Raw genomic sequence first — 24,014 nt, forward strand, 5'->3', positions numbered from 1 at the left:
AACCACCCAACCACCACGGAAATAACGCAGCAACCAGACAGCAAAAATTTGAAACCAGCTGTAAAAACCAGACCACCCACAGGGGCGGACAGCCCGGTCAATTCAACCAATCAAAAAACAATCGGTATCAACAAACTTGGCACACTATTGAGTTCTCAAACAACAGACACACCCGGCACCACCACCACAACAACACGCCATGTGGATCGCTCCGGAGCAACTTTTCAAACTTACCCGCTGGCTTCTCACTTGTCAAACCGGCGTCTGCGACGATCCACACCCGAAGGCTTGATTGTCGGTTTTTCCGTCTGACTCCGTGGAGCAGCGCGGAAATAAACTCTACCACCACTGTGCCCGGATGGCCAACCCGGCAGTGAAGCTCATTCCTGACCAGCACCGCAGGCCACGAAAAAGCCCGGGATCGCGGGGATCCCGGGCCTTTCACAGGGCTGGCGGTCAGTTGGCGGCTGACCCCGCCGGCTTGAAGTACGCAGCACCAAGCGGCGGCAGTGTGACGCTCAGGGTGGCCGGCTGTCCGTCCTGGCCCTCGTCCGTTGCCTTCAGTTCCCCGTTGTTCAGTACACCGGAACCGCCGTACGTCGTGGCGTCGGTGTTGAGGACTTCAGTCCAAGCACCAGCCTCCGGCACTCCCAGGGTGTAGCCGGCGTGCGGCGCTCCGGAGAAGTTGATGGCGCAGACCAAAGGGTTGCCATCCTTGTCCCAGCGGATGAACGACAGGACGTTCCGTTCTGCGTCTCCCCCGTTGATCCACTGGAAACCGCCAGGCTCGTTGTCGCGTTCGTACAGAGCAGGGGTGGATGCGTAGAGCTCGTTAAGGTCCTTGGTCAGCAGCTGCAGTCCCTTGTGCGCGGGGATGTCGGCGAGCCACCAGTCCAGCCCGTGCTGTTCGGACCACTCCGCTTCCTGGCCGAACTCGGTACCCATAAAGATGAGCTGCTTGCCCGGGTGTGCCCACTGGTAGGCAAAGAAGGCACGCAGGTTGGCCAACTGCTGCCAACGGTCACCGGGCATCTTGCGGAGCATGGAACCCTTGCCGTGCACTACTTCGTCATGGCTGATGGGGAGCAGGAAGTTTTCCGTGAACGCGTAAACCAGGGAGAACGTCACCGTGCCGTGGTGCCACTTGCGGTTGATGGGCTCCTCGGAGGCGTACTTCAGGGAGTCGTGCATCCAGCCCATGTTCCACTTCAGGCCAAAGCCCAGGCCGCCGTTGCTGGTGGGTGCGGTAACACCGGGGAACGCCGTTGATTCTTCAGCGATCATGACAGCACCGGGGTGCGTCTTATAGACAGTTGCATTGACTTCCTGGAGGAAGGAGATGGCTTCCAGGTTTTCCCTGCCGCCAAAGCGGTTGGGCCGCCATTGCCCTTCTTCCCGGGAGTAGTCCAGGTACAGCATTGAGGCGACGGCGTCCACGCGCAGGCCGTCGATGTGGAACTCATCCAGCCAGTACAGGGCGTTGGCCACGAGGAAGTTGCGGACCTCGGTGCGGCCGAAGTCGAAGATCAGCGTTCCCCAGTCCGGGTGCTCACCCAGGGCCGGATCAGCGTGCTCGTACAGGGGCTCGCCGTCGAACTGGGCCAGGGCCCAGGCGTCCTTGGGGAAGTGTGCCGGCACCCAGTCCAGCAGGACGCCGATACCGGCCTGGTGGAGGGCGTCCACCAGGTACCGGAACTCGTCAGGGTGGCCGAACCGGGAGGTGGGCGCGAAGTACGAAGTGACCTGGTAACCCCAGGACCCACCGAAGGGGTGCTCGGCCACCGGCATGAATTCGACGTGGGTGAACCCGAGCCACTTGACGTAGTCCACGAGCTCCTTGGCGAGTTCCCGGTAGCCGAGTCCCAGCTTCCATGAACCAAGGTGGACTTCGTAAACGCTCATGGCGGAGTTGTGCGGATCCCGTTTGGCACGGGCCGCCATCCATTCGTCGTCCTTGAAGGCGTACGAGGGTTCAACGACCCTGGACGCCGTCAACGGGGGAACTTCGGTGCCGAAGGCCAGCGGATCTGCCTTCTCCACCCAGTGGCCCGACTTGGTCCTGATTTCGAACTTGTAGCACGCCCCTGCTACAACACCGGGAATGAAGATCTCCCACACTCCGGAGGAGCCCAGGGAGCGGAGCGAGTTTTCGCGGCCGTCCCAGCCATTGAAGTCGCCAATGACGCGGACAGCCTGGGCGTTGGGCGCCCACACGGCGAAGGACACACCATCCACATCCCCCAGGGAGGACTTGTAATGCTGGACATGGGCGCCCAGTACTTCCCAGAGTTTTTCGTGCCGGCCTTCACCGATGAGGTGCAGGTCCACTTCACCAACGGTGGGCAGGTAGCGGTAGGGCTCGTCCACGGTAACCGGTTCAGCACCCGGGTAGGTGACGGCCAGCCGGTAGTCCGGGACGTGCCCTTGCTGCAGCGGGTCCAGCACAGCCACCCACACCCCGTGGGCCTCATGCTCCATGGGAATTTCGCCGGCCGCGGTGATGACGGTGACAGCTTCGGCCAAATGCTTCACCGTGCGGATAGTGACGTGCCCGTAGTCGTCCAGGTGTGCGCCCAGAATGGAATGGGGGGCGTGGTGTTCGCCGTTCGCGATCCTGCCCAGGGTGCCCGCATCCACGTGCAGCGGCACCCCCGGACGGTCCGTTCGTGCTGAGCCTGTCATTTCACTACCTTCCGATGCTGCCCCGGCGTTGTCGCCGACGCCCTTACCGCTGAGGAGCCGCCTGGCGGCCTTCACTGGGATCGCCAGCCAGTCCGGCCTGTTACGCATTTCATAAACTACTTCGTACAGGGCCTTATCCAGCCACAATGCCACAAACAGCGGTGATTCCCTGTTGACCGTACCCGGGGTGACAGCCGCATAACCGGCAAGGAACGCTTCGGCGCAGTCATCAACCCAGGAGTCCGGCACCTGCGCGCCCTCCTGCTCGCGCTGCGCTGCTCCCGCGGCGTAATCGAAGGAACGGAGCATGCCAACGACGTCCCGGAGGGGAACATCGGGAACGTTCCGTTCCGCGATGGGGCGCAGCGGTTCACCTTCGAAGTCGAGGATCGCCCACCGCGGGGCGTTTCCGGCCTGCCCGGGAACCTGGAGGATCTGGCCAAGGTGGAGATCACCATGGATCCGCTGGAGCGGACCGGTGGGCACAGCGTCAAGCCCGTTCAGGAGTTCGTCCAGCGCTGCGTCGTAGGGGCCGACGGCGGAGGCGGCTTCCGCCCAGGCCTGCCGGACGCGCTTGGCTACTGCAGGGGCAACCGCCTTTCCGGGTTCAGCTTCCGCTGTTTGCCCGAGCGCTTCGGCGAGGCGGCGGTGGACTGTTGCCGTGGCAGCACCCAGGGCGCGTGCCTCGGCCGTGAAATCCGTCCCGGACCGGGCCGCGTCAACAGCGAGCCGCCAGGCGTCCCGTCCGCCGGCCAGGAACTCATGTGCCACCGCAAGCTCTCCCTGGACGTACCGCGAGCCGGAGCCCGGCCCGTCGGAGGAGGAACCGCCGTGCGTCAGCCATTCGCCGCGGACCCAGCCCAGGGTTGCCGGCACTTCAGCGGTGCCGGCCGACGTCAGGGCGGCGCCGACCTCAACCTCGGGGTTGGTCCCGTCCGACAGGACACGGAAGAATTTCACGATGGCGGCCGATTCGCCGTCGTCCACAATTACTGAAGTGTTGGACTGCTCTCCGGAAAGGACCTTTACCACTCCGTGGGCGGTGGGCAAACGGTGGTTACCCGGGGTGCGGAAGCCGGTGGCCGTGCCGCTGGGGGCCTTTTCCCCGCCACGCATCAGCTCAAGCCAGCCGCCAACAAAATCGGGATCGTGCACAGCGTCGTAAACCCATGGCCGCGACGGATCCATGCCGGCGGCCTCCCCCACCAGCGCCCGTTCCATCCCTGCAGCCGGCGCCGGCCGGAAGCTCAAGGGAACCTGGATCACGTCGGTGCGGCGTCCGGCACCGGCTCCCTTGCTGGTCACTTTCAGGAGGAACACTGCGAGTGCGGCATGGCCGGAAGGATCTTCCAGGCCCAGGCTGCCGGCTTGGGACAGCTCGAAGCCGGGCGACTTCACGGGGAACCAACGTTGCTTCGGAAGCCATTCCTGAAGCAAGGCGGTAAGGGCAGGAGTAAGGATGGGCTGGTTCATGTGTCAGTTCTCAATCGAGAGGATCGGCATTGCCTGCGTATAGGGGGACGAAGGATTGGACGCTGCCGACCGGATCCTCAGCCAGAAGAAATCGTGGCTGCCTAGGGTCAGCGTCAGCGTCCCGTCCTCGTTGATGCCGGGAAACGGCTGGCCGCCAAACACGTCACGAAGACCGCGCCCGCCGTAATCGGGGATGCGAAGCCTGGCGGCCACTGGATGCTGCGAGAGGTTGAAGGCACACAGGATGGATTCGCCGTCCACACCGGCGGAGTTACCTCCGGGCAGCTCCCGGAGGTAAGCCAGCACGGCGTCGTGGTCGGCCTCAACATGCTTGAAGGCACCGAGGCCGAAGGCGGGGTGGTTCTTGCGGACGGTGAGGATCTGCCGTGTCCAGCGCAGGAGGGACCCCGAGTGGGCGGCCTCGGCCTCAACGTTTGCCATGTTGTAGTTGTAAACCAGCGACTGGATGACCGGCAGGTAGAGCTTGCCCGGGTCCGCGTTTGAAAAGCCCGCGTTCCGGTCGGGGTTCCACTGCATGGGGGTCCGGACAGCGTCGCGGTCTTCCAGCCAGATGTTGTCCCCCATGCCGATCTCGTCCCCGTAGTACAGGAACGGGCTGCCCGGAAGCGACAGCAGCAGGGCATTGATCAGTTCGATCTCGGCGCGGGAGTTGTCCAGCAGGGGCGCGAGCCGCCGGCGGATACCGATGTTGGCCCGCATCCGGGGGTCCGGTGCGTACCATCCCAACATCGCCGCCCGCTCATCGGCGGTCACCATCTCAAGGGTGAGCTCGTCGTGGTTCCGCAGGAACGTACCCCACTGGGCGCCGTCGGGAATGTCAGGCGTGTCCTGCATCGTCTCGATGATGGGCGCGGCCTTTTGGTCCCGGAGCGCGTAGTAAAGCCGGGGCATGATCGGGAAGTGGAAGGCCATGTGGCATTCCGGTTCCTCATCCGTCCCGAAGTACTCCACCACCTCGTTGGGCGGCTGATTGGCCTCGGCAATGATTACGCGGCCGGGGTAGCTTTCATCCACCATGGCGCGGAGCTTCCGGAGGAAGTCATGGGTGGCGGGCAGGTTCTCGCAGTTGGTTCCCTCCTCCTCGAAGAGGTAGGGAATGGCATCGGCGCGGAACCCGTCAATGCCCTGGTCCAGCCAGAACCGCACCACGTCGAAGAGGGCGTCGATAACCTTGGGGTTCTCAAAATTCAGGTCGGGCTGGTGGCTGAAGAACCGGTGCCAGAAGAACTGCCGGCGGATGGGGTCGAAGGTCCAGTTCGATTCCTCGGTGTCCACGAAAATGATGCGGGCATCCTGGTACTTCTCGTCAGTGTCGCTCCACACGTAAAAGTCGCCGAAGGGCCCGTCCGGATCCTTCCTCGATTCCTGGAACCAGGGGTGCTGGTCCGAGGTGTGGTTCAGGGGAAGGTCGATGATGACCCGGACCCCCCTGGCATGGGCCTCGGCAACCAGCCGCTTGAAGTCGGTTATGGTGCCGAACTCGTCCAGGACTGAGTTGTAGTCCGAGATGTCGTAGCCGCCGTCGCGCAGCGGGGACTGGAAGAACGGCGGCAGCCAGAGGCAGTCCACGCCCAGCCACTGCAGGTAGTCAAGCCTGTCGATGAGGCCCGAGAAATCTCCCGAGCCGTCACCGTTGGCGTCCGCAAAAGCTCTGACGAGGACCTCGTAGAACACGGCCTTCCGGTACCACAGCGGATCGTGCTGCAGGCCCGGCGCATTCAGTTCGAAGGTGCTCTTCGGCGTGAAATGCTGGCCCGAACTTTGCGGGTTAAAACTCACTGATGCGTTCTCCTCACGCTGAGGATGTGTGCGGGCTCAACGTGCGGATCGAGGCGGACGTAGTTGAACTCGCCCCACTCCCAGCTTTCACCGGAGATGAGGTCATCCACGTGGAAGCCGCCGTTCCCAGTGAGGTCCTGGGGGTCCAGTTCAAGGGCGGCCAGGTCCAGAGCGACGCTGCATTCCTTGGTGACGTGCGGATCCACGTTGACCACCACGATGATGGTGTCCTTGGAACCATCGGCGAGGGTCTTGTGCTTGGAGTACACCACGGTGGAATCGTCAGTGCTGTGGTGCACAGTCAGGTTCTGCAGGTCCTGCAGCGCCGGGTGTGTGTGCCGCAGTTCGTTCAACCGGGTGATGTAGGGGGCAAGTGTCCGCCCGGACTGTGCTGCTGCGTCCCAGTCCCGCGCCTTGTATTCGAACTTCTCGTTGTCGATGTATTCCTCGGCACCGGGGCGGGCAACATGCTCGTACAGCTCATAGCCGGCGTAGACGCCCCACAGCGGGCTTGCCGTGGAGGCCAGGACTGCCCGGATCTTGAACGCGGCCGGACCGCCGAACTGCAGGTATTCCGTGAGGATGTCCGGGGTATTCACAAAGAAGTTGGGCCGGAAGAAGGCCGGGGACTCATGGCTGACCTCGTGGAAGTACTGCTCGATTTCCTTCTTGGTGTTCCGCCAGGTGAAGTAGGTGTAGGACTGCTGGAAGCCCGCGCGGCCCAGCGCGTGCATCATGGCAGGGCGCGTGAAGGCCTCGGCGAGGAAAACGACGCCGGCAACTTCCTTATTAACCTGCGCGATGAGCCATTCCCAGAACCACACGGGCTTGGTGTGCGGGTTATCCACGCGGAAAATCTTCACGCCGTGGCTGACCCAGAGCAGGACAATACGGAGAATTTCGTTTGAGAGGCCCTCGGGGTCATTATCGAAATTCAGCGGATAAATGTCCTGGTACTTCTTCGGCGGGTTTTCCGCATAGGCAATACTGCCGTCAACCCTGGTGGTGAACCACTCTGGATTGGACTGGACCCAGGGGTGGTCCGGGGCAGCCTGCAGGGCCAGGTCCAGAGCTACTTCCAGGCCGAGTTCGTTGGCCCTTGCCACGAAGGCGTCAAAGTCATCAAAGGTGCCAAGGTCAGGATGGATGGCGTCGTGGCCGCCCTCCTTGGCGCCGATTGCCCAGGGCGAACCGGGATCGTTGGGCCCTGCAATCAGCGTGTTGTTGGGTCCCTTGCGGTGCTGGACACCGATCGGGTGGATGGGCGGCATGTAAATGACGTCAAAGCCCATCGCGGCAACGGCATCGAGGCGTTGCGCCGCCGTGCGGAAGTTTCCGGAGGTCCAGGCGCCCGTGTTGTGGTCACGGACTGCACCTTCGGAACGCGGGAAGAACTCGTACCAGGCGCCGCGGCCGGCCCGGTCCCGCTCAACCAGCAGCGGGTACTGCTGGGAGACTGTCACCAGTTCGCGGATTGGCTGGCGCGCCACGATGCCGGCCACTTCCTGGCTGAAACCGGCGGCGAGGCGCTCTTCCGCGGTGAGGGAGGAGTCCGCCAGCGTGTTGGCGGCACCGCGCAGGGCGGCCCGGTCCGCCTCGCTGCGGGAGTCGTCGTCGGCTGCTTCATTCAGCAACACGGCACCCTCGGCGAGCATCAGCTCGACGTCGATGCCCGCTTCCACCTTTACTTCCGCGTTGTGGTGCCACGTGCCGTAGCGGTCGTGCCAGGCTTCGATGACGAAGGACCAGTTGCCGGTGTCCGACGGCGTGAGGACGCCTTCCCAGCGGTCCGTGCCCATGCCGCGGACCCCGCGCGGCGGTGCGAGCCTGACGCGCTGGCGTTCCTGGCCCGCCGGATCCAGGAGCACGGCACTAACCCCCAACTGGTCATGCCCTTCCCGGAACGCGGTGGCACCCACTACGATCCCCTCGCCAGGCAGCGCCTTGGCTGGAAACTTTCCACCCTCCACCACCGGCTGCACGGCCGTGATGGGGAAACGTCCAAACCGGAGGCCGTCCGTGATGGCGCCCAGCGGCTTTTTCTTCGATGCGGCAATGGTTTCTGAGTTAGTCGTCACAGGCTCGACGTTAGCGAGAAATGACCCGGAATGCTAAGCCTGCGCACTATTTTCATTGCGGCCCGTGTCATTTCCTCCCTGCCAACTGTCATTTACCCAAAAGAAACCCGATGCTGGTTCCGGCTGCCCATGTTGTCGGTTAGTGTGACGCAGGTGAAGGCAATCCGCAGATTTACGGTCCGTACAGTCCTCCCCGAACCGATCAGGCCGCTCGCCCGGCTGGCGAGTAATTTGCGCTGGTCCTGGCACCGGCCCACGCGGGAGCTTTTTGCCGGTTTGAACCCCCGGCTTTGGGTGGAGAGCGGCGAGGACCCGGTGGGTTTCCTTGGCCTGGTGAGCCGGGAAGAGTTCCAGCAGCTGGCGGCAGACCAGTCCGTAGTGGAACGCGTCCGCGCCGCCGAGGAGGACCTTGACCGGTACCTCGAGGAGCCCCGCTGGTACCAAAGCCTGGGCCCGGATGCGCCGGCGTCCATTGCCTACTTCTCCCCCGAATTCGGTATCACCGAAGTCCTCCCCCAGTACTCCGGCGGCCTGGGCATCCTGGCCGGTGACCACCTCAAGGCGGCCTCGGACCTGGGCGTGCCCCTGATCGGCGTGGGCCTGCTCTACCAGGCCGGGTACTTCAAGCAGTCGCTGTCCAGGGACGCCTGGCAGCAGGAAACCTATCCTGTCCTGGACCCGGACGGCCTGCCGCTCACTTTGCTCCGTGAGCCTTCCCGCGACGGCAATGGCCGGCCGCTGCAGATCTCCCTGCCGCTGCCCAACCACCGCCGGCTGCTGGCACACATCTGGCGCGCGGACGTCGGACGCGTCCCTCTGCTGCTCCTGGACTCGAACGTCCCGGGCAACGACGAAGCCGCCCGCAGCATTACTGACCGCCTTTACGGCGGCGGCGGAGACCACCGCCTGCAGCAGGAACTGCTGCTCGGCATGGGCGGGGTCAAGGCGCTGCGCGCCTTCCAGAAGCTCACCGGGACCGGCGCCCCCGAGGTGTTCCACACCAACGAAGGCCACGCCGGCTTCCTGGGCATTGAGCGCATCCAGGAACTGATGTCCGGTGACGAGGCGCTGACGTTTGATGAGGCTTTGGCCGCAGGCCGTGCCTCCACCGTTTTCACCACGCATACACCGGTGCCTGCCGGCATCGACAGGTTTGAAATTTCCCAGATCCACCACTTCTTCCAGGCGGGGCTCGCTCCGGCTGTGCCCGTGGACCGGATCCTGGAGCTGGGCCGCGAGAATTACGCAGACGGCAACCCGTCCGTCTTCAACATGGCCGTGATGGGCCTGCGGCTGGCGCAGCGGGCCAACGGCGTGGCCAAGCTCCATGGCGAAGTGTCCCGTGGGATGTTCTCCGCGCTGTGGCCGGGCTTCGACCACTCCGAAGTGCCCATCACCTCGGTGACCAACGGTGTGCACGTGCCCACGTGGGTGGACAGCCGCATCTCCAAGCTGGCCCGTGACCAGTTCGGCAGCGAGGCTGAAGCGCTGGGTCGCTGGGACCTCGCCTACAACGTCAGCGACGCCGACGTGTGGGAGCTGCGCCGGCAAATGCGGAGCGCCCTGGTTGACGATGTCCGCCGCAGGCTTCGGGCTGCGTGGAAGAAGCGCGGCGCGGCCGACGCCGAGCTGCGCTGGACGGACAGGGTGTTGGACCCGGACGTTCTGACCATCGGGTTCGCCCGCCGCGTGCCCACCTACAAGCGCCTCACCCTGATGCTGCGCGAGCCGGACCGGCTCAAGGCACTGCTCCTGCACAAGGAGCACCCGATCCAGCTGGTGATCGCCGGCAAGTCCCACCCCGCGGACGACGCCGGGAAGAAGATGATCCAGGACCTGGTGCGCTTCACCGATGACCCGGAGGTCCGCCACCGCATTGTCTTCCTGCCCAACTACGACATCGCGATGGCCCGGACGCTGTTCCCGGGCTGCGATGTGTGGCTGAACAATCCGCTCCGGCCGCTTGAGGCCTGCGGGACGTCCGGCATGAAGGCCGCGCTGAACGGTTCGCTGAACCTGTCCGTCCTGGACGGCTGGTGGGATGAGATGTACGACGGCGAGAACGGCTGGGCAATTCCGACGGCCAATAACGACGCGTCCCCCGAGGAACGCGACGATATCGAGGCCGCCGCGCTCTACGAGCTCCTTGAGACACAGGTTGCCCCGCGGTTCTACGGCAGCACAGTTTCGGAAGGAGCCGGAGCAGCCGGGCCGTCCACCTCGGGCACCGAGAAGGTGCCAACGCACTGGGTGTCGATGATCAAGCACACGCTTTCACACCTCGGCCCGGCAGTTTCGGCCGAGCGGATGCTGCGTGACTACGTGAACATCCTCTACCGCCCCGCCGCGGAAGCGGGCCGGGCTGCCGGTGCCAACTCCTACTCCCAGGCCCGCAGTCTGGCAGCCTGGACCGCCAAGGTCCGTGCCGCCTGGCCGCAGGTGCACGTGGAGCACGTGGACTCGGTGGGGGTCGCCGAGGATCCGCAGATCGGTGACACGCTCCAGGTCAATGCCTACGTGGCACTGAACAGCCTCACCCCGGAAGATGTCAGCGTGGAAGTCGCGTACGGCAGGGCCGAGGAAAGCGACACACTCACGGACATCACCGTGGTGGAGCTGAAGGTCCAGGAAGACCTGGGCAGCGGCCGCCACCTCTTCAGCGGTTCCCTGATGATCGACCGCTCGGGATCCTTCGGCTACACCGTCCGGGTGCTGCCGCGGCACGATGCGCTGGCGTCCAAGGCCGAGCTGGGCCTGATCGTTAACGCATAACAGGCAGGGCCCCTAACCACTGCAGGAGGATTCCGTGAACGACCGTACAGTGGCAGACCTGATCGTGGAGCGGCTCACGACCTGGGGCGTCAACCGCGTGTTCGGGTACAGCGGGGACGGGATCAACGGTTTCATGGGGGCCCTGCGCCGTGCCGGGGGCCGGGTCGAATTCGTACAGGCCCGGCACGAGGAAAACGCCGCCTTTATGGCGGTGGGGCATGCCAAGTACACCGGCGGCGTGGGCGTGGTGACGTCCACCCAGGGTCCGGGCGCCGTCCACCTCCTCAACGGTCTTTACGACGCCAAACTCGACGGCGTGCCTGTAGTAGCCATTGTGGGGCAACAGAGCAGGACGGTGCTGGGCTCGGCCTACATGCAGGAAATTGAACTGACCGGCCTTTTCAAGGACGTCGCAGCCCAGTTCGTGCAGCAGGTCAACGCCCCCGAGCAGCTTCCCATGGTCCTGGACCGCGCCTTCCGCACGGCAAAGGCGACGTCCTCGCCATGCGTGGTGATCCTGCCGCATGACATCCAGTCCGCGCCCGCGCCCGAACTGAAACAGGAACATGGCGTGGTGGTCACCGCGCCGTCCTGGAGCACCTCCGCCAAAACACCGCGCGGGGAAGACCTGGACGCTGCTGCTGCCATCCTCAACAACGCTCAACGGGTGGCGCTGCTGGTTGGCCAGGGCGCCAGACATGCCGGCCAGGAAGTGGTGGCCGTCGCGGAACAGCTGGGGGCGGGCATTGCCACGAGCCTCCTCGGCAAGCCCTACGTGGACGAAACCTTGCCCTTCGCCGTGGGAACCATGGGACATCTGGGCACCACCGCCAGCGCGCACCTGTTGGGCAACTGCGACGCGCTGCTGATCGTCGGCTCGAATGATCCCTGGACCGAGTTCTATCCACCACCCGGAGCCGCCCGGGCTGTCCAGATCGATATCGACGAGCGGAAGATCGGCAACCGGTACCCCGTGGAGGTGGGACTGGCAGGGGACGCGGCAAGCGCCCTCCGGGCCCTTGGTTCGCGGCTCAACCAGCGGCAGCGCGGGCAGTGGCGGGAGGACGTCGAGAAGGAAGTCACGCGCTGGCGTGCCCTTGCCGAAGAACGCGCCGCGGTAACAGCCAACCCGGTCAACCCGGAAAGGGTGGTGCGGGAGCTCAACGGCAGGCTGCCGGCTGACGCCCAGTTGAGCATCGACGTTGGCAGCTGCGTTTACTGGTATGCCCGCCAGCTGGTACTTCCGCAGGGGGTACCGGCCCACCTGTCAGGGACGCTGGCCAGCATGGGCTGCTCCATCCCCTATGGTATTGCTGCCAAGCTTGCCCGCCCCGACCGGCCGCTGGTGGCGTTGTCCGGGGACGGCGCCATGCAGATGGCCGGAATCGCCGAGCTGGTGACGGTGGCGCACCGGTGGCGGCAGTGGGAGGACCCGCGGTTCGTCGTCTGCGTCTTCAACAACCGGGAGCTCGCCGAAGTGACGTGGGAGCAGCGGGAGTCCGAGGGCGAGCCGCGGTTCCGGGACAGCCAGGAACTTCCGGACTTTCCGTTCGCGGGCTACGCCGACCTGCTGGGATTGACCGGCATACGGGTGGACGATCCGGAGCTTCTTGGCGATGCCTGGGAGCGGGCGCTGGCCGCTGACCGCCCGGTGGTCATCGAAGTGCTGACCGACCCGGAGGTTCCCCTCCTGCCGCCCTTCCCGGGAGGCCGTGAGAAAGCGGAAAGCATGCGCAAGGCCCTCGGAGAGGAGGAAGGCAGCGGCCGGGCCCTGGACCTGCTGGAAACTTACACCGGCCAGGAAGAACGGTCCTAGGGGCAGCGCCGCTTGTCAGAGCAGGACGGCTGTGACGGAGAGGTCTTTCCCGGCGTAGCGCTCAGCGTCCTGCAGGATCTCGCAGATGACGCCGAAGGACCTGTCGGCCCGAAAAGGCGCGGCCACTTGCCAGAGCACGGTGACCGGCGCGTTGCCGTTGTCCGTGATGCTGTCCGCGAAGTCATGCAGGGAATCGTTCAGGGCGTCAAGGTTGACGGCGTAGTGTTCGGGAAAGCTTAGGACCTCGCCAAAGGTTTCAAGGACGGCCCTCTTGCTGTCGGCTGCGGGAACCACCAGGCTACGGCGGCCGGCGTCGGCCACCTGTTCCTGCAGTTCTTCCAGGGTCCAGGTGTCGCCGGAGTAGATCTTCATTATTGACTAGCTGCCTTCTGCTATGAATCGGAACGTCTCGTAGTGGTCATCGGTGTAGTATTTCTCGCCGCCGTCGCCCGCAACGATGCGCCGCGCTCCCCGGTCTGATTCTCCCGGTGTGGGCACCGTATATTCCCGGTAGTAGCCCCTGTCCCGCCGCGGCAGGATCCGTTCGAAGTTCCCGAAGGTCTGGTCGTCCTGGCTGTATCGGTACGGTCCACCGGCGCGGATGAGGTTGAGGGTCCGACGGGCTTCACCGGGCAAGGCCGACTCCCGCACTTCCGGCAGCCCTGACGGGTTTTCCGGCGCCTGCGCTCCGGGGGTGGCAGCTGCTTTCCCCGGGGCGGCAGCAGGGGAACCGGCTGCAGGGGGGCCTGTTGCGGCACCCGGGCGGGGCGTGGCACTGGCCCCGGCCTCCGTCGTCGTACTTTCCGCCAGTTGGCCCAGGATACCGGTGCCGCCGAACGCGATCAGTCCCAGTACCACGAGCGCAGTCAGCAGCAAGGGCAGAATTTTGCGGTGGCGCATTATGTTGTTCCCCGGTGCATCAGGTGCGGTAGATGTTGATGGAGTTCGCCTCCACGAGGTCCCGCTCCCCCGATAGCACCCGGCTGCCCTGGCGGAGCTCGTGCTGCGGTGTGGTGGTCAGCCGCAGCTCGAACTTCGTGTGCAGAGCACCATCGGTGACGGTCCGGGGCAGCGTGATCTGAACGTCGGAAGTGCTGCCGTTCACCACCACCAGGCCGGCCAGTGTCCCGTCGTCCGAGCCGAGCAGGAGTTGGATCACGCGGTGCTGCGGATCGTTCCAGCGTTCCATGGACATGGGCTGCCCGGCGTGGTCGAACCAGTACAGGTAGGACTGCTCATCGCGGACCGGGAAATCGCGCGGCTGCGCGGCGAGGAACTCCTTGCGAAGGCGGATGTACCGTTTGGTGCTCCGAAGCATCTCGGAGGACTCCGGGGTCCTGGTCCAGTCCAGCCAGGCGATGGCGTTGTCCTGGCAATAGGCGTTGTTGTTACCCTGCTGGGTCCGGGCCAGCTCGTCTCCGGCGGTAATCATTGGGACGCCCAGGGAAATCAACAACGAGGCCATCAGGTTGCGGCGGGACTGGGCGCGCCTGGCCAGGATCTTGCCGTCCTCGGTGGGGCCCTCGAAGCCGTGGTTGTAGCTGCGGTTGTCGCCGTGGCCGTCCCGGTTCTGCTCACCGTTGGCTTCGTTGTGCTTGCGGTCGTAGGAGACGAGGTCGTTGAGGGTAAAGCCGTCATGGGCCGTGATGTAGTTGACGGATGCCAGCCTGGAGCGGCCGGACCCGGCAAACAGGGCTGCGGAACCGGACACTACGTCTGCGAGCTTGGCCACCGTGCCGCCCTGCCCGCCGGATTCAAGGGAAGCGCGGTCGGCCAGCCAGAAGGTGCGCACGGCGTCACGGAAGTGGTCGTTCCAGTCTGCCCAGCCGGACGGGAAACGCCCGGTCTGCCAGCCGCCGTAACCGATGTCCCAGGGTTCGGCAATCAGCTTTACGTCGGAGAGGACGGGGTCCGCAGCAACGGCAACCAAAAACGGGTGCCCGGGGTCAAACTCATTGGCATCGTTGCGGCAGAGGGTCACGGCGAGGTCAAAGCGGAAGCCGTCAATGTGGAACTCGTCTACCCAGTAGCGAAGGGAATCGAGCACCAGCTGGACCACCTGGGGCTCGGCAAAGTTCAGGCTGTTACCGCAGCCGGTGGTGTCCGCGTACTTGCCGTGCCCGTCGGTCCGGTAGTACTTGTCCTCCCCCAGCCCGCGGAAGCTCAGGGTTTGCCCGTCCGGCCCGCCTTCTGCAGTGTGGTTGTAAACGACGTCGAGGATGACTTCCAAACCAGCGGCGTGGAGCGCTTTGACCATTCCCTTGAACTCATCCTGGACCGCCTGCGGGCCCGCTTCCTGTGCCGCTCTGGTGGCATAGCCGGGATGCGGGGCGAAAAAGGCCGCGGTGTTGTACCCCCAGTAGTTGGTCAGGCCCAGGTCCTGCAGGTGAGGTTCGTCAAGGTGGAAGTGCACGGGCAACAGCTGAACCGCCGTAATGCCCAGGCTCTTGAAGTGTTCGATAACGGCCGGGTGTGCCATGCCGGCGTAGGTGCCGCGAAGTTCCCGGGGCAGGTCCGGGTGAAGCATGCTTTGCCCCCGGACGTGGGCCTCGTAGATGATGGTGTCGCGCCATTCCAGGCGAAGCCGCGTATCTGATCCCCAGTTGTAGTCGCCGGCTACCCGGACGCTGCTCAGGAATCCGTCGCTCTGGTCCACTGCCCGGCCGTACGGATCCAGGAGCAGCGGCTGGCCGCCGTCGCCATCAACGTTCTGCGCAGGCACGGCAAGCGGCAGGGACTGCTCCGGTAGCGCCGGCCGGAAGCCGTACCGCGAGCCGTAGGGCAGGTTGTCCACAATCCCGTGGTGGACGCCGTGGTTCAGGTTTGGCAGCGCCTGCACGCGCCAGTCCCGGCCTGGTGCTTTGTAGACGATCTCCAGGCTCCGCACGCCCGGGGCGTAGCAGGCCACATTGGCCCGTGCGCCCGGACGGGGACCAGCACCGGCTGGAGCCGCCGCATCCGGGCGCGGAACAGTCACACCAAGTGGAGAGGCCGTTGAGGCATCCGTGGTGGAAGCAGTGTCGAAGAGCGGCATGACCATCCCCTAAATCTTAGCCGCCGAGGGCACATCGCCTGCCTGTGCGTCACATTCGCGCACAGGCAGGCCTGGAAACAAACTTTGTTGTTGTGACGCGGTTACTTTGCCTTGCGCTGGCGTGATATCTCGTACAGCGAGATGCCCACTGCCATGGAGGCGTTGAGGGATTCCATGGCCGAGTCGATGGGAATCGAAACGATCTGGTCGCAGTTTTCCCGGACGAGGCGGCTGAGGCCTTTGCCTTCCGAGCCCACCACGATGCACACCGGCTCGGTGGCGAGGGTGAGGTCGGGAAGGGACACATCGCCGTCTCCGTCAAGGCCCAGGACAAAGATGCCCATGTTCTTGAACTGCTTCAAAGCACTGTTGAGGTTGGACGCGCGTGCCACAGGGACCCGGACCGCTGCCCCGGCGCTGGTTTTCCATGCTGAGGCGGTGACGCCCACAGAGCGGCGTTCGGGGACGATCACGCCATGGCCACTGAAGGCGGACACGGAGCGGATGATGGCACCCAGGTTTCGGGGATCGGTGATGCCGTCCAGCGCCACGAAGAGCGGCGCGTTGGCGACGTGCCCCTTCTTCCATTTCTCCACCGTTTCTTCGGCGAGCTCGTAGGCGTCCTGGTAGTCGTACGGCGGGATCTGCAGGACCAGGCCCTGGTGCACGGCGTCGTCCGTCATCCGGTCCAGTTCCGGTTTGCCGGTCTCCAGCAGCGGAATGCCGCGTTCGGCGGCGAGCTTCAGGGATTCCTTGACCCGGTCATCCATCTCGATGCGGATGGCGATGTGCAGGGCCTTGGCGGGAATGCCGGCCCGCAGCGCTTCAACTACGGAGTTCCGGCCCGTAACTACTTCCTCCGTAGCCCGTCCCTTAGGTCCGGACTTTGCTGCGCCGGCGCTGCGCGCGCCTGTGCTGCGCTTGGCGGCTGAGCGCTCCGCGAGCTGCTTGGACTTGTGGGCTTTATGGTACGGACGGTCCTCCGCCTTGGGCGTGGGGCCCTTGCCTTCGAGGGCCTTGCGGCCATGGCCACCGGTTCCGATGGTTGGGCCCTTCTTCGCTTTAACCGATCGGCGACCATTGTTGGCCATGATGTTCCACCCTTGATTGTGCTGACTGACTCTGCCTACCAGTCTACTGAACCAAGTAAAATCGCCCGACCCGCTGGAATTGCCTGCGCGGAAACTGCCGGCTCAGTCCCGCTTCAGGCTCCAGCTCGCACCGTCCGGGGCATCCTCCACGACAACGCCGGCTGCGGCCAGTGTGTCCCGAATCGCATCCGAGGCGGTCCAGTCTTTTTCGGCCCGCGCCGCGGCCCGCGCTTCCAGCTGCGCCTGGACCAGCACCTCCAACGCTGTTGCTTCCTTGCTGCTGACGGCATCGGTTCCCGCGACGGCGTTGAGCCCGAGCACCTCCGTCATCGTTGCCACGGCGGACAGCGCCTGGCGGGCGGCGTCGTCCTCACCTTCGGCGAGGGCGGTGTTCCCGGCGCGGACCGTCTCGTGGAGGGCCGCCAGGGCACGCGGCACGTTAAGGTCGTCGTCCAGGGCCTCCGAAAAGGTGCGGACAGCAACGGCGGATGAGCCGAAGTCACCAGAAGCATCGCCTGAGGCTTCACCGAAGCGGGCGGAGGCCTTTGCCAGGAAACTGTCAATACGTTCGACGGCGGCGGCAGCCTCCGTGAGCGACGTGGGACGGTAGTCCAGGACGGAGCGGTAATGTGCCTGGCCGAGGTAGTAGCGGACAACCCGGGGCGACGCCAGTTCCAGCATCTCGGCCGGGCTGATGGTGTTCCCGATCGATTTGGACATCTTTTCGCCCTGGTAGGTGACCATGCCGTTGTGCATCCAAAAGTTGGCGAACGCGTGGCCGGCGGCCTGGGACTGGGCCAGCTCGTTTTCATGGTGCGGGAACCTCAGGTCCAGCCCGCCGCCATGGATGTCGAACTCGGTGCCGAGGTATTTGGTGACCATCGCCGAGCATTCCAGGTGCCAGCCCGGGCGGCCGGCGCCCCAGGGGGAAGCCCAGCTCGCGGTGGCCGGCTCGCCGTCCTTGGATCCCTTCCACAGCGCAAAGTCGCGGGGGTCCCTCTTGCCCCGCGGATCAGCATCGGGGGCCGCCTGCATGTCGTCGATGTTCTGCCTGGTGAGCGCGCCGTATTTGCTCCAGGAACGGACGTCAAAGTACACGTCACCGGACTCGTCCAGCGCGGGGTAGGCGTGCCCGCGGTCGATCAATTGCTGGATGAGAAGATGCATCTCCGGGATGTGGCCGGTGGCGCGCGGCTCGTAGGTTGGCCGCGAGACGCCAAGCGTGTCGTATGCCTTCAGGAATTCCTGCTCGTAGCGGTACGCGAGGGCCCACCACTCTTCCTGGGGCACCTCGCCGGCCTCCGGTGTAAACCCTGCCGCGAATGAAGCTTCGGATTTGGCGAGGATCTTGTCATCGATGTCGGTGACATTCCTGACCACCGTGACCCGGAGCCCCCGGTAGGTCAACCAGCGGGTGAGCTGGTCAAAAGCAATGGCTGAACGGATATGGCCCACGTGGGGCATGCCCTGCACGGTGGCGCCGCAGTAGTAGAGGCTGGCCTTGCCCTCAACGAGGGGGACGAAGTTCCGGACTTCGGCGGAGGCGGTGTCATAGAAGCGCAGGGTCACCGCTCCAGATTAGCCGATGGCGCCGGAGGGTCTCGGATACACCAGCGCTGTGGCCACCGCAGAGATACCTTCTCCACGGCCGGGGAAGCCCAGGCCGTCGCTGGTGGTTGCCGTAACGCTGATGGGTGCGCCGGCGGCTTCGCTAAGCACCCTTTGCGATTCTTCCCGCCGGGGACCGAACTTGGGCTTGTTGGCAACGAACTGGACGGCGACGTTGCCGATCTCGAAGCCTGCTGCCCTGACGATCCGTGCCGCCTCGGTGAGCAGGGTGACTCCGGAGGCACCGGCGAACTCGGGCCGGCTGGTTCCGAAATGGGTACCAAGGTCACCGATACCGGCGGCCGAAAAGAGCGCGTCGGCAGCCGCGTGGGCAACGGGGTCGCCGTCAGAGTGCCCGGCGAGGCCGCGTTCACCCTCCCAGAGGAGCCCCCCGAGCCACAACTGCCGCGGCGCATCTTCCGGTGCGTAGGCATGGACGTCAATGCCGATGCCGGTGCGGGGCAGGACAACGATGGGGTCAGGCATGGTCAGCCCTCCACCCAGCGGGCGCCCAGCGGCCCTTCGAGAAGCCCCTCGGCGAGGATCAGATCCAGCGGAGTGGTGATCTTTAGGGACTGGCTGGAGCCCCGTACGGCATGGACCGGGGTACCCAACAGTTCCACGAGCATGGCGTCATCGGTAACGGCGGCGGACTGGTGCTCGTCCAGGTCCCGGGCCTTCTCATGTGCGTTCAGGAGGGTCCCCAGCCGGAAGCCCTGGGGCGTCTGGACAGCGCGCAGGTCCTCGCGCGGTGCGGTCCCGGTGACAACCTCCGGTGCAAAGACGCTGTCCTCCCCCGTAGTCGCGGCCACCGTTTTGACAGTGTCCACGACGGCGACGGCAGGAATTACTGCCGAGGCGCCCGCCGCCAGTGCGTCCACCACCCGGTGAAAAACCGATTCGGGCGTCAGGGCCCGCGCTGCGTCGTGTACCAGCACGGCGTCAATGCCCTCCATAAGCGCAGCTATGCCGGCACGGACGGACTCAGCCCGGGTGGCACCGCCGGCGACGATGGAAAGGAGGGGGCCGCCGTCGGCCAATTCCTCCCGGAAGTCCTCGCACAGCTGCCGCAGGGCAGTGTCAGCGGCTGGCAGCGCTATGCACACCTGGCTGCTGACCCCGGACGCAACAATGCCCCGCAGGGCGTGCATCAGGATGGGTTCGCCGCCGAGCGGCACCGCCGCCTTGGGCATGCCGTAGCCCAGCCGCTGCCCGGAGCCGGCGGCCACCAGGATCACCGCGGTGACAGGGCGCGTGGAAGTTTCACTCATGCGGACTAGCCTACGTCCCCGTTGCCGGCCCCGCCCGGACCTGAATCCGGGCAAAAAGAAGCCCCGGCGGCACTTGGGTGCCACCGGGGTTCAATTCTTAGGAAGCCAGGACCTCGTCGAGAACGCTTGCAGCCTTCTCCTCGTCGGTCTTTTCAGCCAGCGCCAGTTCTGAAATCAGAATCTGCCGGGCTTTGGCCAGCATTCGCTTCTCGCCTGCGGAAAGGCCCCGGTCGTGATCGCGGCGCCACAGGTCGCGGACGACCTCTGCAACCTTGATGACGTCACCGGAAGCAAGCTTCTCCAGATTTGCCTTGTACCTGCGTGACCAGTTGGTGGGTTCTTCGGTGAACTCGGCACGAAGCACATCGAACACGTGCTCCAAGCCTTCCTTGCCCACTACGTCCCGAACCCCAACAAGATCAACGTTCTCTGCTGGAACTTCAATGGTCAGATCACCCTGGGCCACCTTGAGCTTGAGATACATCTTCTCTTCGCCCTTGATGGTGCGCATCTTGATTTCTTCAATCTTCGCAGCACCGTGGTGAGGGTAAACTACTGTCTCGCCGACCTCAAATACCATGTGGACATTTCCCCTTTCCCGCTGACCAGTTTATCACGATTCAGGCATATGACCGGCCGGGAAGAGGGCCGGGAACCGCGTAAATACGCGGAAAACGGGCATAAACAACCCCCTTCACCCCCTTGACGAACACGGATAATAGTGCATGCTGTGGGTGCTGCCAAGGCGATATGACAATGCCGAATCCGCGTTTAGCAGGGTTTGCGGATAGGCTATGCGTGAATAATCTTCCAGAACTTTCGAGGAGTACGTGACGTGCGTTTCACTGCGACGAACCGGGCCCGCCGCGCCAAACTGGCCCTCACGGCAGGCGCCCTTGGCATCGGACTGCTGGCCTCGGGCTGCGGGTACACCAATTCCCAGCAGACCAGCGTTCAGTACCAGTCGTCGGACGGCATCATCACCGACCTCGGCCCGCTCCAGCTGCGCAACATCCTCATCATCTCCAATGGGGAGGACCAGCCGGGCCGCGTCATCGGCGCCGTCTACAACTCGTCCTCGGAGGATGTGACGCTGACACTCAACGGCGCTGAAGGCTCGCAGACGGAAGTTCCGGTCAAGGCCAATTCCTCCACCCTGCTGAACAACACCACGGACGAAGTGGTCCTGAGCACCACGGGCGGAATCCCGGGCTCCCTGGTGGACGTCAAGATCAGCGAAAACGGCACCAACGTGAGCAACACCGTGCAGGTTCCGGTGCTGGACGCAACCCTGCCCGAGTACAAGGAATACCTGCCGGCAGGCAGCACTCCTTCGCCGAGCCCGTCCGCCACGCCAACGGCCTCCGAACTCGGCGGCGGAAGCGGCCACTAGGGCGCACACACAACGCAAACAAAAGGGAGGGGCCCGCGGGCTCCTCCCTTTTTGTGCTCCTAAATGGTTCCGGTCCGGAGCCGGCAGTCCTGCGGCTCCAACCTGTTGCCCGTACTTACGGCTCGAACTTGTAACCGAGGCCGCGCACGGTCACCAGGAACCGCGGCGCCGAAGGATCGGGTTCGATTTTCCCGCGCAGGCGCTTGACGTGGACATCGAGCGTTTTGGTGTCGCCTACGTAGTCCGAGCCCCACACGCGGTCAATGAGCTGGCCGCGGGTCAGCACCCGGCCCGAATTGCGCAGGAGCATCTCCAGGAGTTCGAACTCCTTCAGGGGAAGCAACACCTGTTCCCCGCCCACGCTGACCACGTGGCGTTCGATGTCCATGCGGACGGGGCCGGCCTGGACAGTGGCGGAAATCAGTTCCTCGGGCTCACCCTGGCGGCGCAGGACGGCCCTGACCCTGGCCACCAGTTCCCTGGAGGAGTAGGGCTTGGTGACGTAGTCGTCGGCCCCGAGTTCAAGCCCCACCACCTTGTCGATCTCTGAGTCCTTGGCTGTCAGCATGATCACCGGGACGCTGGAGCGCTGGCGCAGCTGGCGGCACACCTCGGTGCCGGAGAGCCCGGGAAGCTGGAGGTCCAGCAGTACCAGGTCCGCTCCGTTCCGGTCGAATTCGGTGATGGCGTCCAGGCCGTTGTCCACGACCTCCACCTCGAACCCTTCCTTGCCCAGCAAATAGGACAAGGGATCGCTGAACGATTCCTCGTCCTCCACAATCAAAATCCTGCTCAAGCGTTAGCTCCTCGTTCTTTTGCGCCTGCGGCGCGGGGTACTTGGGTGACGGTTGGCTCCCGGTTTCCATGACCGGCCAGTCCCGGGGCTGCTGCGGGCAGGACGTCGTCCTCGCCCTCCTGCCCTTCCATTTCCGGAAGCCGGAGCGTGAAGGTGGAACCCTGGCCCGGCTGGGACCACAGGGTCACTTCCCCGCCGTGGTTGGAGGCAACGTGCTTCACGATGCTTAGCCCGAGGCCCGTGCCGCCGGTGTGGCGGGAACGGGCCGAGTCCACCCGGTAAAAACGCTCGAAGACCCGTTCCTGGTCCTCGGGGCTGAGTCCCTCGCCCTGGTCCGTCACCGAAATGGAAACCAGGCCGTCCCGGGAGCGGACTCCGATGCCTACCCGCGTGTTGGCCGGCGAGTAGCGAATGGCGTTGTCAATCAGGTTGCGCAGTGCGGTGACCAGGAGGTCCTGGTCACCGAAGACCTTGCCCTCTGTCCGGCCGCCCACCACAATACGGATGTTCTTGCTCTCGGCGGGAAGCTGCGAGCGGTCTACTGCCTCGGCGATGACGGCGTTGACGTCGACGGGGCGGCCCTCCTGGGTGACGCTCGCGCCCTGCAGCCGGGAGAGTTCGATGATGTCCTGCACCAGGGCGGCCAGTCGGCCCGACTCCTTATGCATGCGCTTTGCGAAGCGCCGCACTGCCTGTTCGTCGTCGGCAGAGGACTCGAGGGCCTCGGCGAGCAGCGAGATGGCGCCGACAGGAGTTTTGAGTTCGTGGGAGACGTTGGCGACGAAGTCGTTCCGGATCTCTTCAGTACGGGTGATCTCAGTACGGTCGTCCGCGAGCAGGAGGATGTATTCCTCCCCGAGCATCGCGGCCCGTACCTGGACGATGATGGTGCCCTGCCCAAGGGGACCGCGGGGAAGTTCCAGCTGCTTTTCCAGGATAACGCCGTCCCGCCGGACTCCTGCTGTCATATCCAGCAGTTCCTTGTGGACCACGGTGTGCCCGCGGACCAGGCCATAGGCGTAGGCCGCGGGGCTGGCGCGGACCACACCATCCACAGCGTCCACCACCACGAAGGCGCGTCCGACGACGGCGAGCACCTCGGCAGCGCCGGCCGGCAGCGCGATGTCATCGGCGTCGACGTCCAGCAGATGCCGCTGCTTCTCGCTGACCCTGTAGGCCAGCACGCCGAAGGTGCCGAGCGCCAGGCCGATAAGGCCGGCGACCAGACCGATGAGCATAGGATCCACAGCTCCACCTTATGTGCTGGCGGATGGCCGTCGGCGCGTCCGGGACTGCTGCACCGACGGTTCAACTAACGTTCATCTTCAAGCACTTAGCCGTTTACCGGATACTGGCAGAGTAACGAGTTGGACTGCCGAACGGCGACATGAATTCCTGCTGCCCTGGAGCGGGCGGGACGGAGTTCCAAGGAAAGGACGCCTAGTGCGTAAGGTTTTTCAGGAAGAGCTCACCCAGGTCGGTGACCAGCTGGTGGAGATCTCCCGGCTGGTCAGCGAAGCCATGGATAAGGCCACCACATCGTTCCAGGTGGCAGACGTTGACCTCGCCCAGGACGTGATCGCGGCGGACGCCCGCATCGATTTCCTGCAGAACAGCCTGGATGAACGTGCCATCGACATCCTGGCGCTGCAGGGTCCGGTTGCCAGCGACCTGCGGATGATCGTAGGGTCCCTGCGGATGAGCGCATCGCTGGAGCGCATGGGCGATCTTGCCCGTCACCTCGCCCAGCTGGCCCGCCTCCGTTTCCCCTCTACAGTCATCCCGGAATCCATGTCCGGGACGTTCAAGAGCATGGCGGAGCTGGACCAGGAGATCGCCGACAAACTCACCGTGCTGCTGGAGACCCGCGACCTTGAGGTGGCGCGGGACATCCTGAAGGCGAACACGGCCATCAACGATCTGCACCTCAGCGTGTTCAAGGCGATCGCCGCCCCTGAGTGGGCGGAGTCGCCTGCCACCACTGTGGACGTTGCCCTGGCCAGCCGTTACTTTGAGCGCTTCGCGGACCACGGCGTCTCCGTCGCCCAGAAGGTCACGTACCTGGTTACCGGCGCCTGGCAGCCGAACGGCACTGAGCACAGCTGATCCGGCGCAGCTGGATGTCGGGTACGACGTCGGGCTGGCCAAGCGGTGCATGCAGCTCCCTGCGCTGCTGGGGTTCCCCTTCGGATGCTGCGGC

The 24,014-nt window shown here is 64.7% G+C and carries 18 protein-coding genes; 5 read left to right on the forward strand and 13 right to left on the reverse strand.

Annotation, left to right across the window (positions count from 1 at the left end; translation table 11 throughout):
* Positions 1–312: hypothetical protein (locus tag AC5RT4_RS17410; RefSeq protein ID WP_494106578.1), on the forward strand; the 312-nt coding region annotated here is incomplete at its 5' end.
* 144 nt (positions 313–456) lie between these two features.
* On the opposite strand, the gene AC5RT4_RS17415 is transcribed toward AC5RT4_RS17410, so the two are convergent.
* From AC5RT4_RS17415 to AC5RT4_RS17425, 3 genes are read right to left on the reverse strand one after another with little or no spacing between them, the layout of a single operon-like run.
* The gene (locus AC5RT4_RS17415) at positions 457–4,155 is read right to left on the reverse strand and encodes a 1,4-alpha-glucan branching enzyme (RefSeq protein ID WP_494040771.1); all 3,699 of its coding nucleotides are present in this window, start codon (positions 4,153–4,155) and stop codon (positions 457–459) included.
* A gap of 3 nt (positions 4,156–4,158) precedes the next feature.
* Positions 4,159–5,955: a maltose alpha-D-glucosyltransferase gene (gene treS / locus AC5RT4_RS17420; RefSeq protein ID WP_494040770.1), complete on the reverse strand. Its 1,797-nt coding sequence runs from the start codon at positions 5,953–5,955 to the stop codon at positions 4,159–4,161.
* Positions 5,952–8,033 carry an alpha-1,4-glucan--maltose-1-phosphate maltosyltransferase gene (locus AC5RT4_RS17425; RefSeq protein ID WP_494040769.1) on the reverse strand — a complete coding sequence of 694 codons (2,082 nt, stop codon included), beginning with the start codon at positions 8,031–8,033 and terminating at the stop codon, positions 5,952–5,954. Before AC5RT4_RS17425 ends, treS begins: the two co-directional genes overlap by 4 nt.
* A gap of 153 nt (positions 8,034–8,186) precedes the next feature.
* On the opposite strand from AC5RT4_RS17425, the gene glgP reads away from it, so the two are divergent.
* Both glgP and AC5RT4_RS17435 read left to right on the forward strand, forming a co-directional pair.
* A complete protein-coding gene (glgP, locus tag AC5RT4_RS17430; protein ID WP_494040768.1) occupies positions 8,187–10,805 on the forward strand; it encodes an alpha-glucan family phosphorylase in 2,619 nt (872 codons plus the stop codon).
* Positions 10,806–10,839: 34 nt separating this feature from the next.
* Positions 10,840–12,621 carry a thiamine pyrophosphate-requiring protein gene (locus AC5RT4_RS17435; protein WP_494040767.1) on the forward strand — a complete coding sequence of 594 codons (1,782 nt, stop codon included), beginning with the start codon at positions 10,840–10,842 and terminating at the stop codon, positions 12,619–12,621.
* 15 nt (positions 12,622–12,636) lie between these two features.
* Here the strand turns inward: AC5RT4_RS17435 and AC5RT4_RS17440 are convergent, their stop codons facing one another.
* From AC5RT4_RS17440 to AC5RT4_RS17475, 8 genes are all read right to left on the reverse strand, one after another.
* On the reverse strand, positions 12,637–12,993 hold the full coding sequence (locus AC5RT4_RS17440; protein WP_494040766.1) for a barstar family protein: 357 nt from the start codon (positions 12,991–12,993) through the stop codon (positions 12,637–12,639).
* A gap of 6 nt (positions 12,994–12,999) precedes the next feature.
* A complete protein-coding gene (locus tag AC5RT4_RS17445) occupies positions 13,000–13,521 on the reverse strand; it encodes a guanyl-specific ribonuclease (RefSeq protein WP_494106579.1) in 522 nt (173 codons plus the stop codon).
* Positions 13,522–13,540: 19 nt separating this feature from the next.
* Positions 13,541–15,661, reverse strand: a complete 2,121-nt coding sequence (gene glgX, locus AC5RT4_RS17450; RefSeq protein ID WP_494106580.1) for a glycogen debranching protein GlgX — start codon at positions 15,659–15,661, stop codon at positions 13,541–13,543.
* A 95-nt stretch (positions 15,662–15,756) separates the two neighbouring features.
* The gene (gene rlmB / locus AC5RT4_RS17455) at positions 15,757–16,746 is read right to left on the reverse strand and encodes a 23S rRNA (guanosine(2251)-2'-O)-methyltransferase RlmB (RefSeq protein ID WP_494106581.1); all 990 of its coding nucleotides are present in this window, start codon (positions 16,744–16,746) and stop codon (positions 15,757–15,759) included.
* Between the two features lie 102 nt (positions 16,747–16,848).
* Positions 16,849–18,315: a cysteine--tRNA ligase gene (gene cysS / locus AC5RT4_RS17460; protein WP_494106582.1), complete on the reverse strand. Its 1,467-nt coding sequence runs from the start codon at positions 18,313–18,315 to the stop codon at positions 16,849–16,851.
* 9 nt (positions 18,316–18,324) lie between these two features.
* Positions 18,325–18,840 (reverse strand): 2-C-methyl-D-erythritol 2,4-cyclodiphosphate synthase, encoded by a 516-nt coding sequence (gene ispF, locus AC5RT4_RS17465; protein ID WP_494106583.1) that lies wholly within the window; start codon positions 18,838–18,840, stop codon positions 18,325–18,327.
* 2 nt (positions 18,841–18,842) lie between these two features.
* Positions 18,843–19,625 carry a 2-C-methyl-D-erythritol 4-phosphate cytidylyltransferase gene (ispD, locus tag AC5RT4_RS17470; protein WP_494106584.1) on the reverse strand — a complete coding sequence of 261 codons (783 nt, stop codon included), beginning with the start codon at positions 19,623–19,625 and terminating at the stop codon, positions 18,843–18,845.
* 97 nt (positions 19,626–19,722) lie between these two features.
* Entirely contained in the window at positions 19,723–20,205 is a 483-nt protein-coding gene (locus AC5RT4_RS17475) for a CarD family transcriptional regulator (RefSeq protein WP_011690592.1), read from the reverse strand.
* Between the two features lie 255 nt (positions 20,206–20,460).
* Here AC5RT4_RS17475 and AC5RT4_RS17480 point away from each other — a divergent pair, with 255 nt between their 5' ends.
* Complete coding sequence (locus AC5RT4_RS17480) at positions 20,461–21,018, forward strand: hypothetical protein (protein ID WP_494106585.1); 558 nt, start codon at positions 20,461–20,463, stop codon at positions 21,016–21,018.
* Between the two features lie 115 nt (positions 21,019–21,133).
* Here the strand turns inward: AC5RT4_RS17480 and AC5RT4_RS17485 are convergent, their stop codons facing one another.
* Both AC5RT4_RS17485 and AC5RT4_RS17490 read right to left on the reverse strand, forming a co-directional pair.
* Complete coding sequence (locus AC5RT4_RS17485; protein ID WP_494040758.1) at positions 21,134–21,814, reverse strand: response regulator; 681 nt, start codon at positions 21,812–21,814, stop codon at positions 21,134–21,136.
* Positions 21,811–23,052 carry a sensor histidine kinase gene (locus tag AC5RT4_RS17490; RefSeq protein ID WP_494106586.1) on the reverse strand — a complete coding sequence of 414 codons (1,242 nt, stop codon included), beginning with the start codon at positions 23,050–23,052 and terminating at the stop codon, positions 21,811–21,813. Before AC5RT4_RS17490 ends, AC5RT4_RS17485 begins: the two co-directional genes overlap by 4 nt.
* 205 nt (positions 23,053–23,257) lie before the next feature.
* On the opposite strand from AC5RT4_RS17490, the gene phoU reads away from it, so the two are divergent.
* On the forward strand, positions 23,258–23,920 hold the full coding sequence (phoU, locus tag AC5RT4_RS17495; RefSeq protein WP_494040757.1) for a phosphate signaling complex protein PhoU: 663 nt from the start codon (positions 23,258–23,260) through the stop codon (positions 23,918–23,920).
* Positions 23,921–24,014 lie beyond the last annotated feature (94 nt).

Source organism: Arthrobacter sp. sptzw42 (assembly GCF_059089685.1).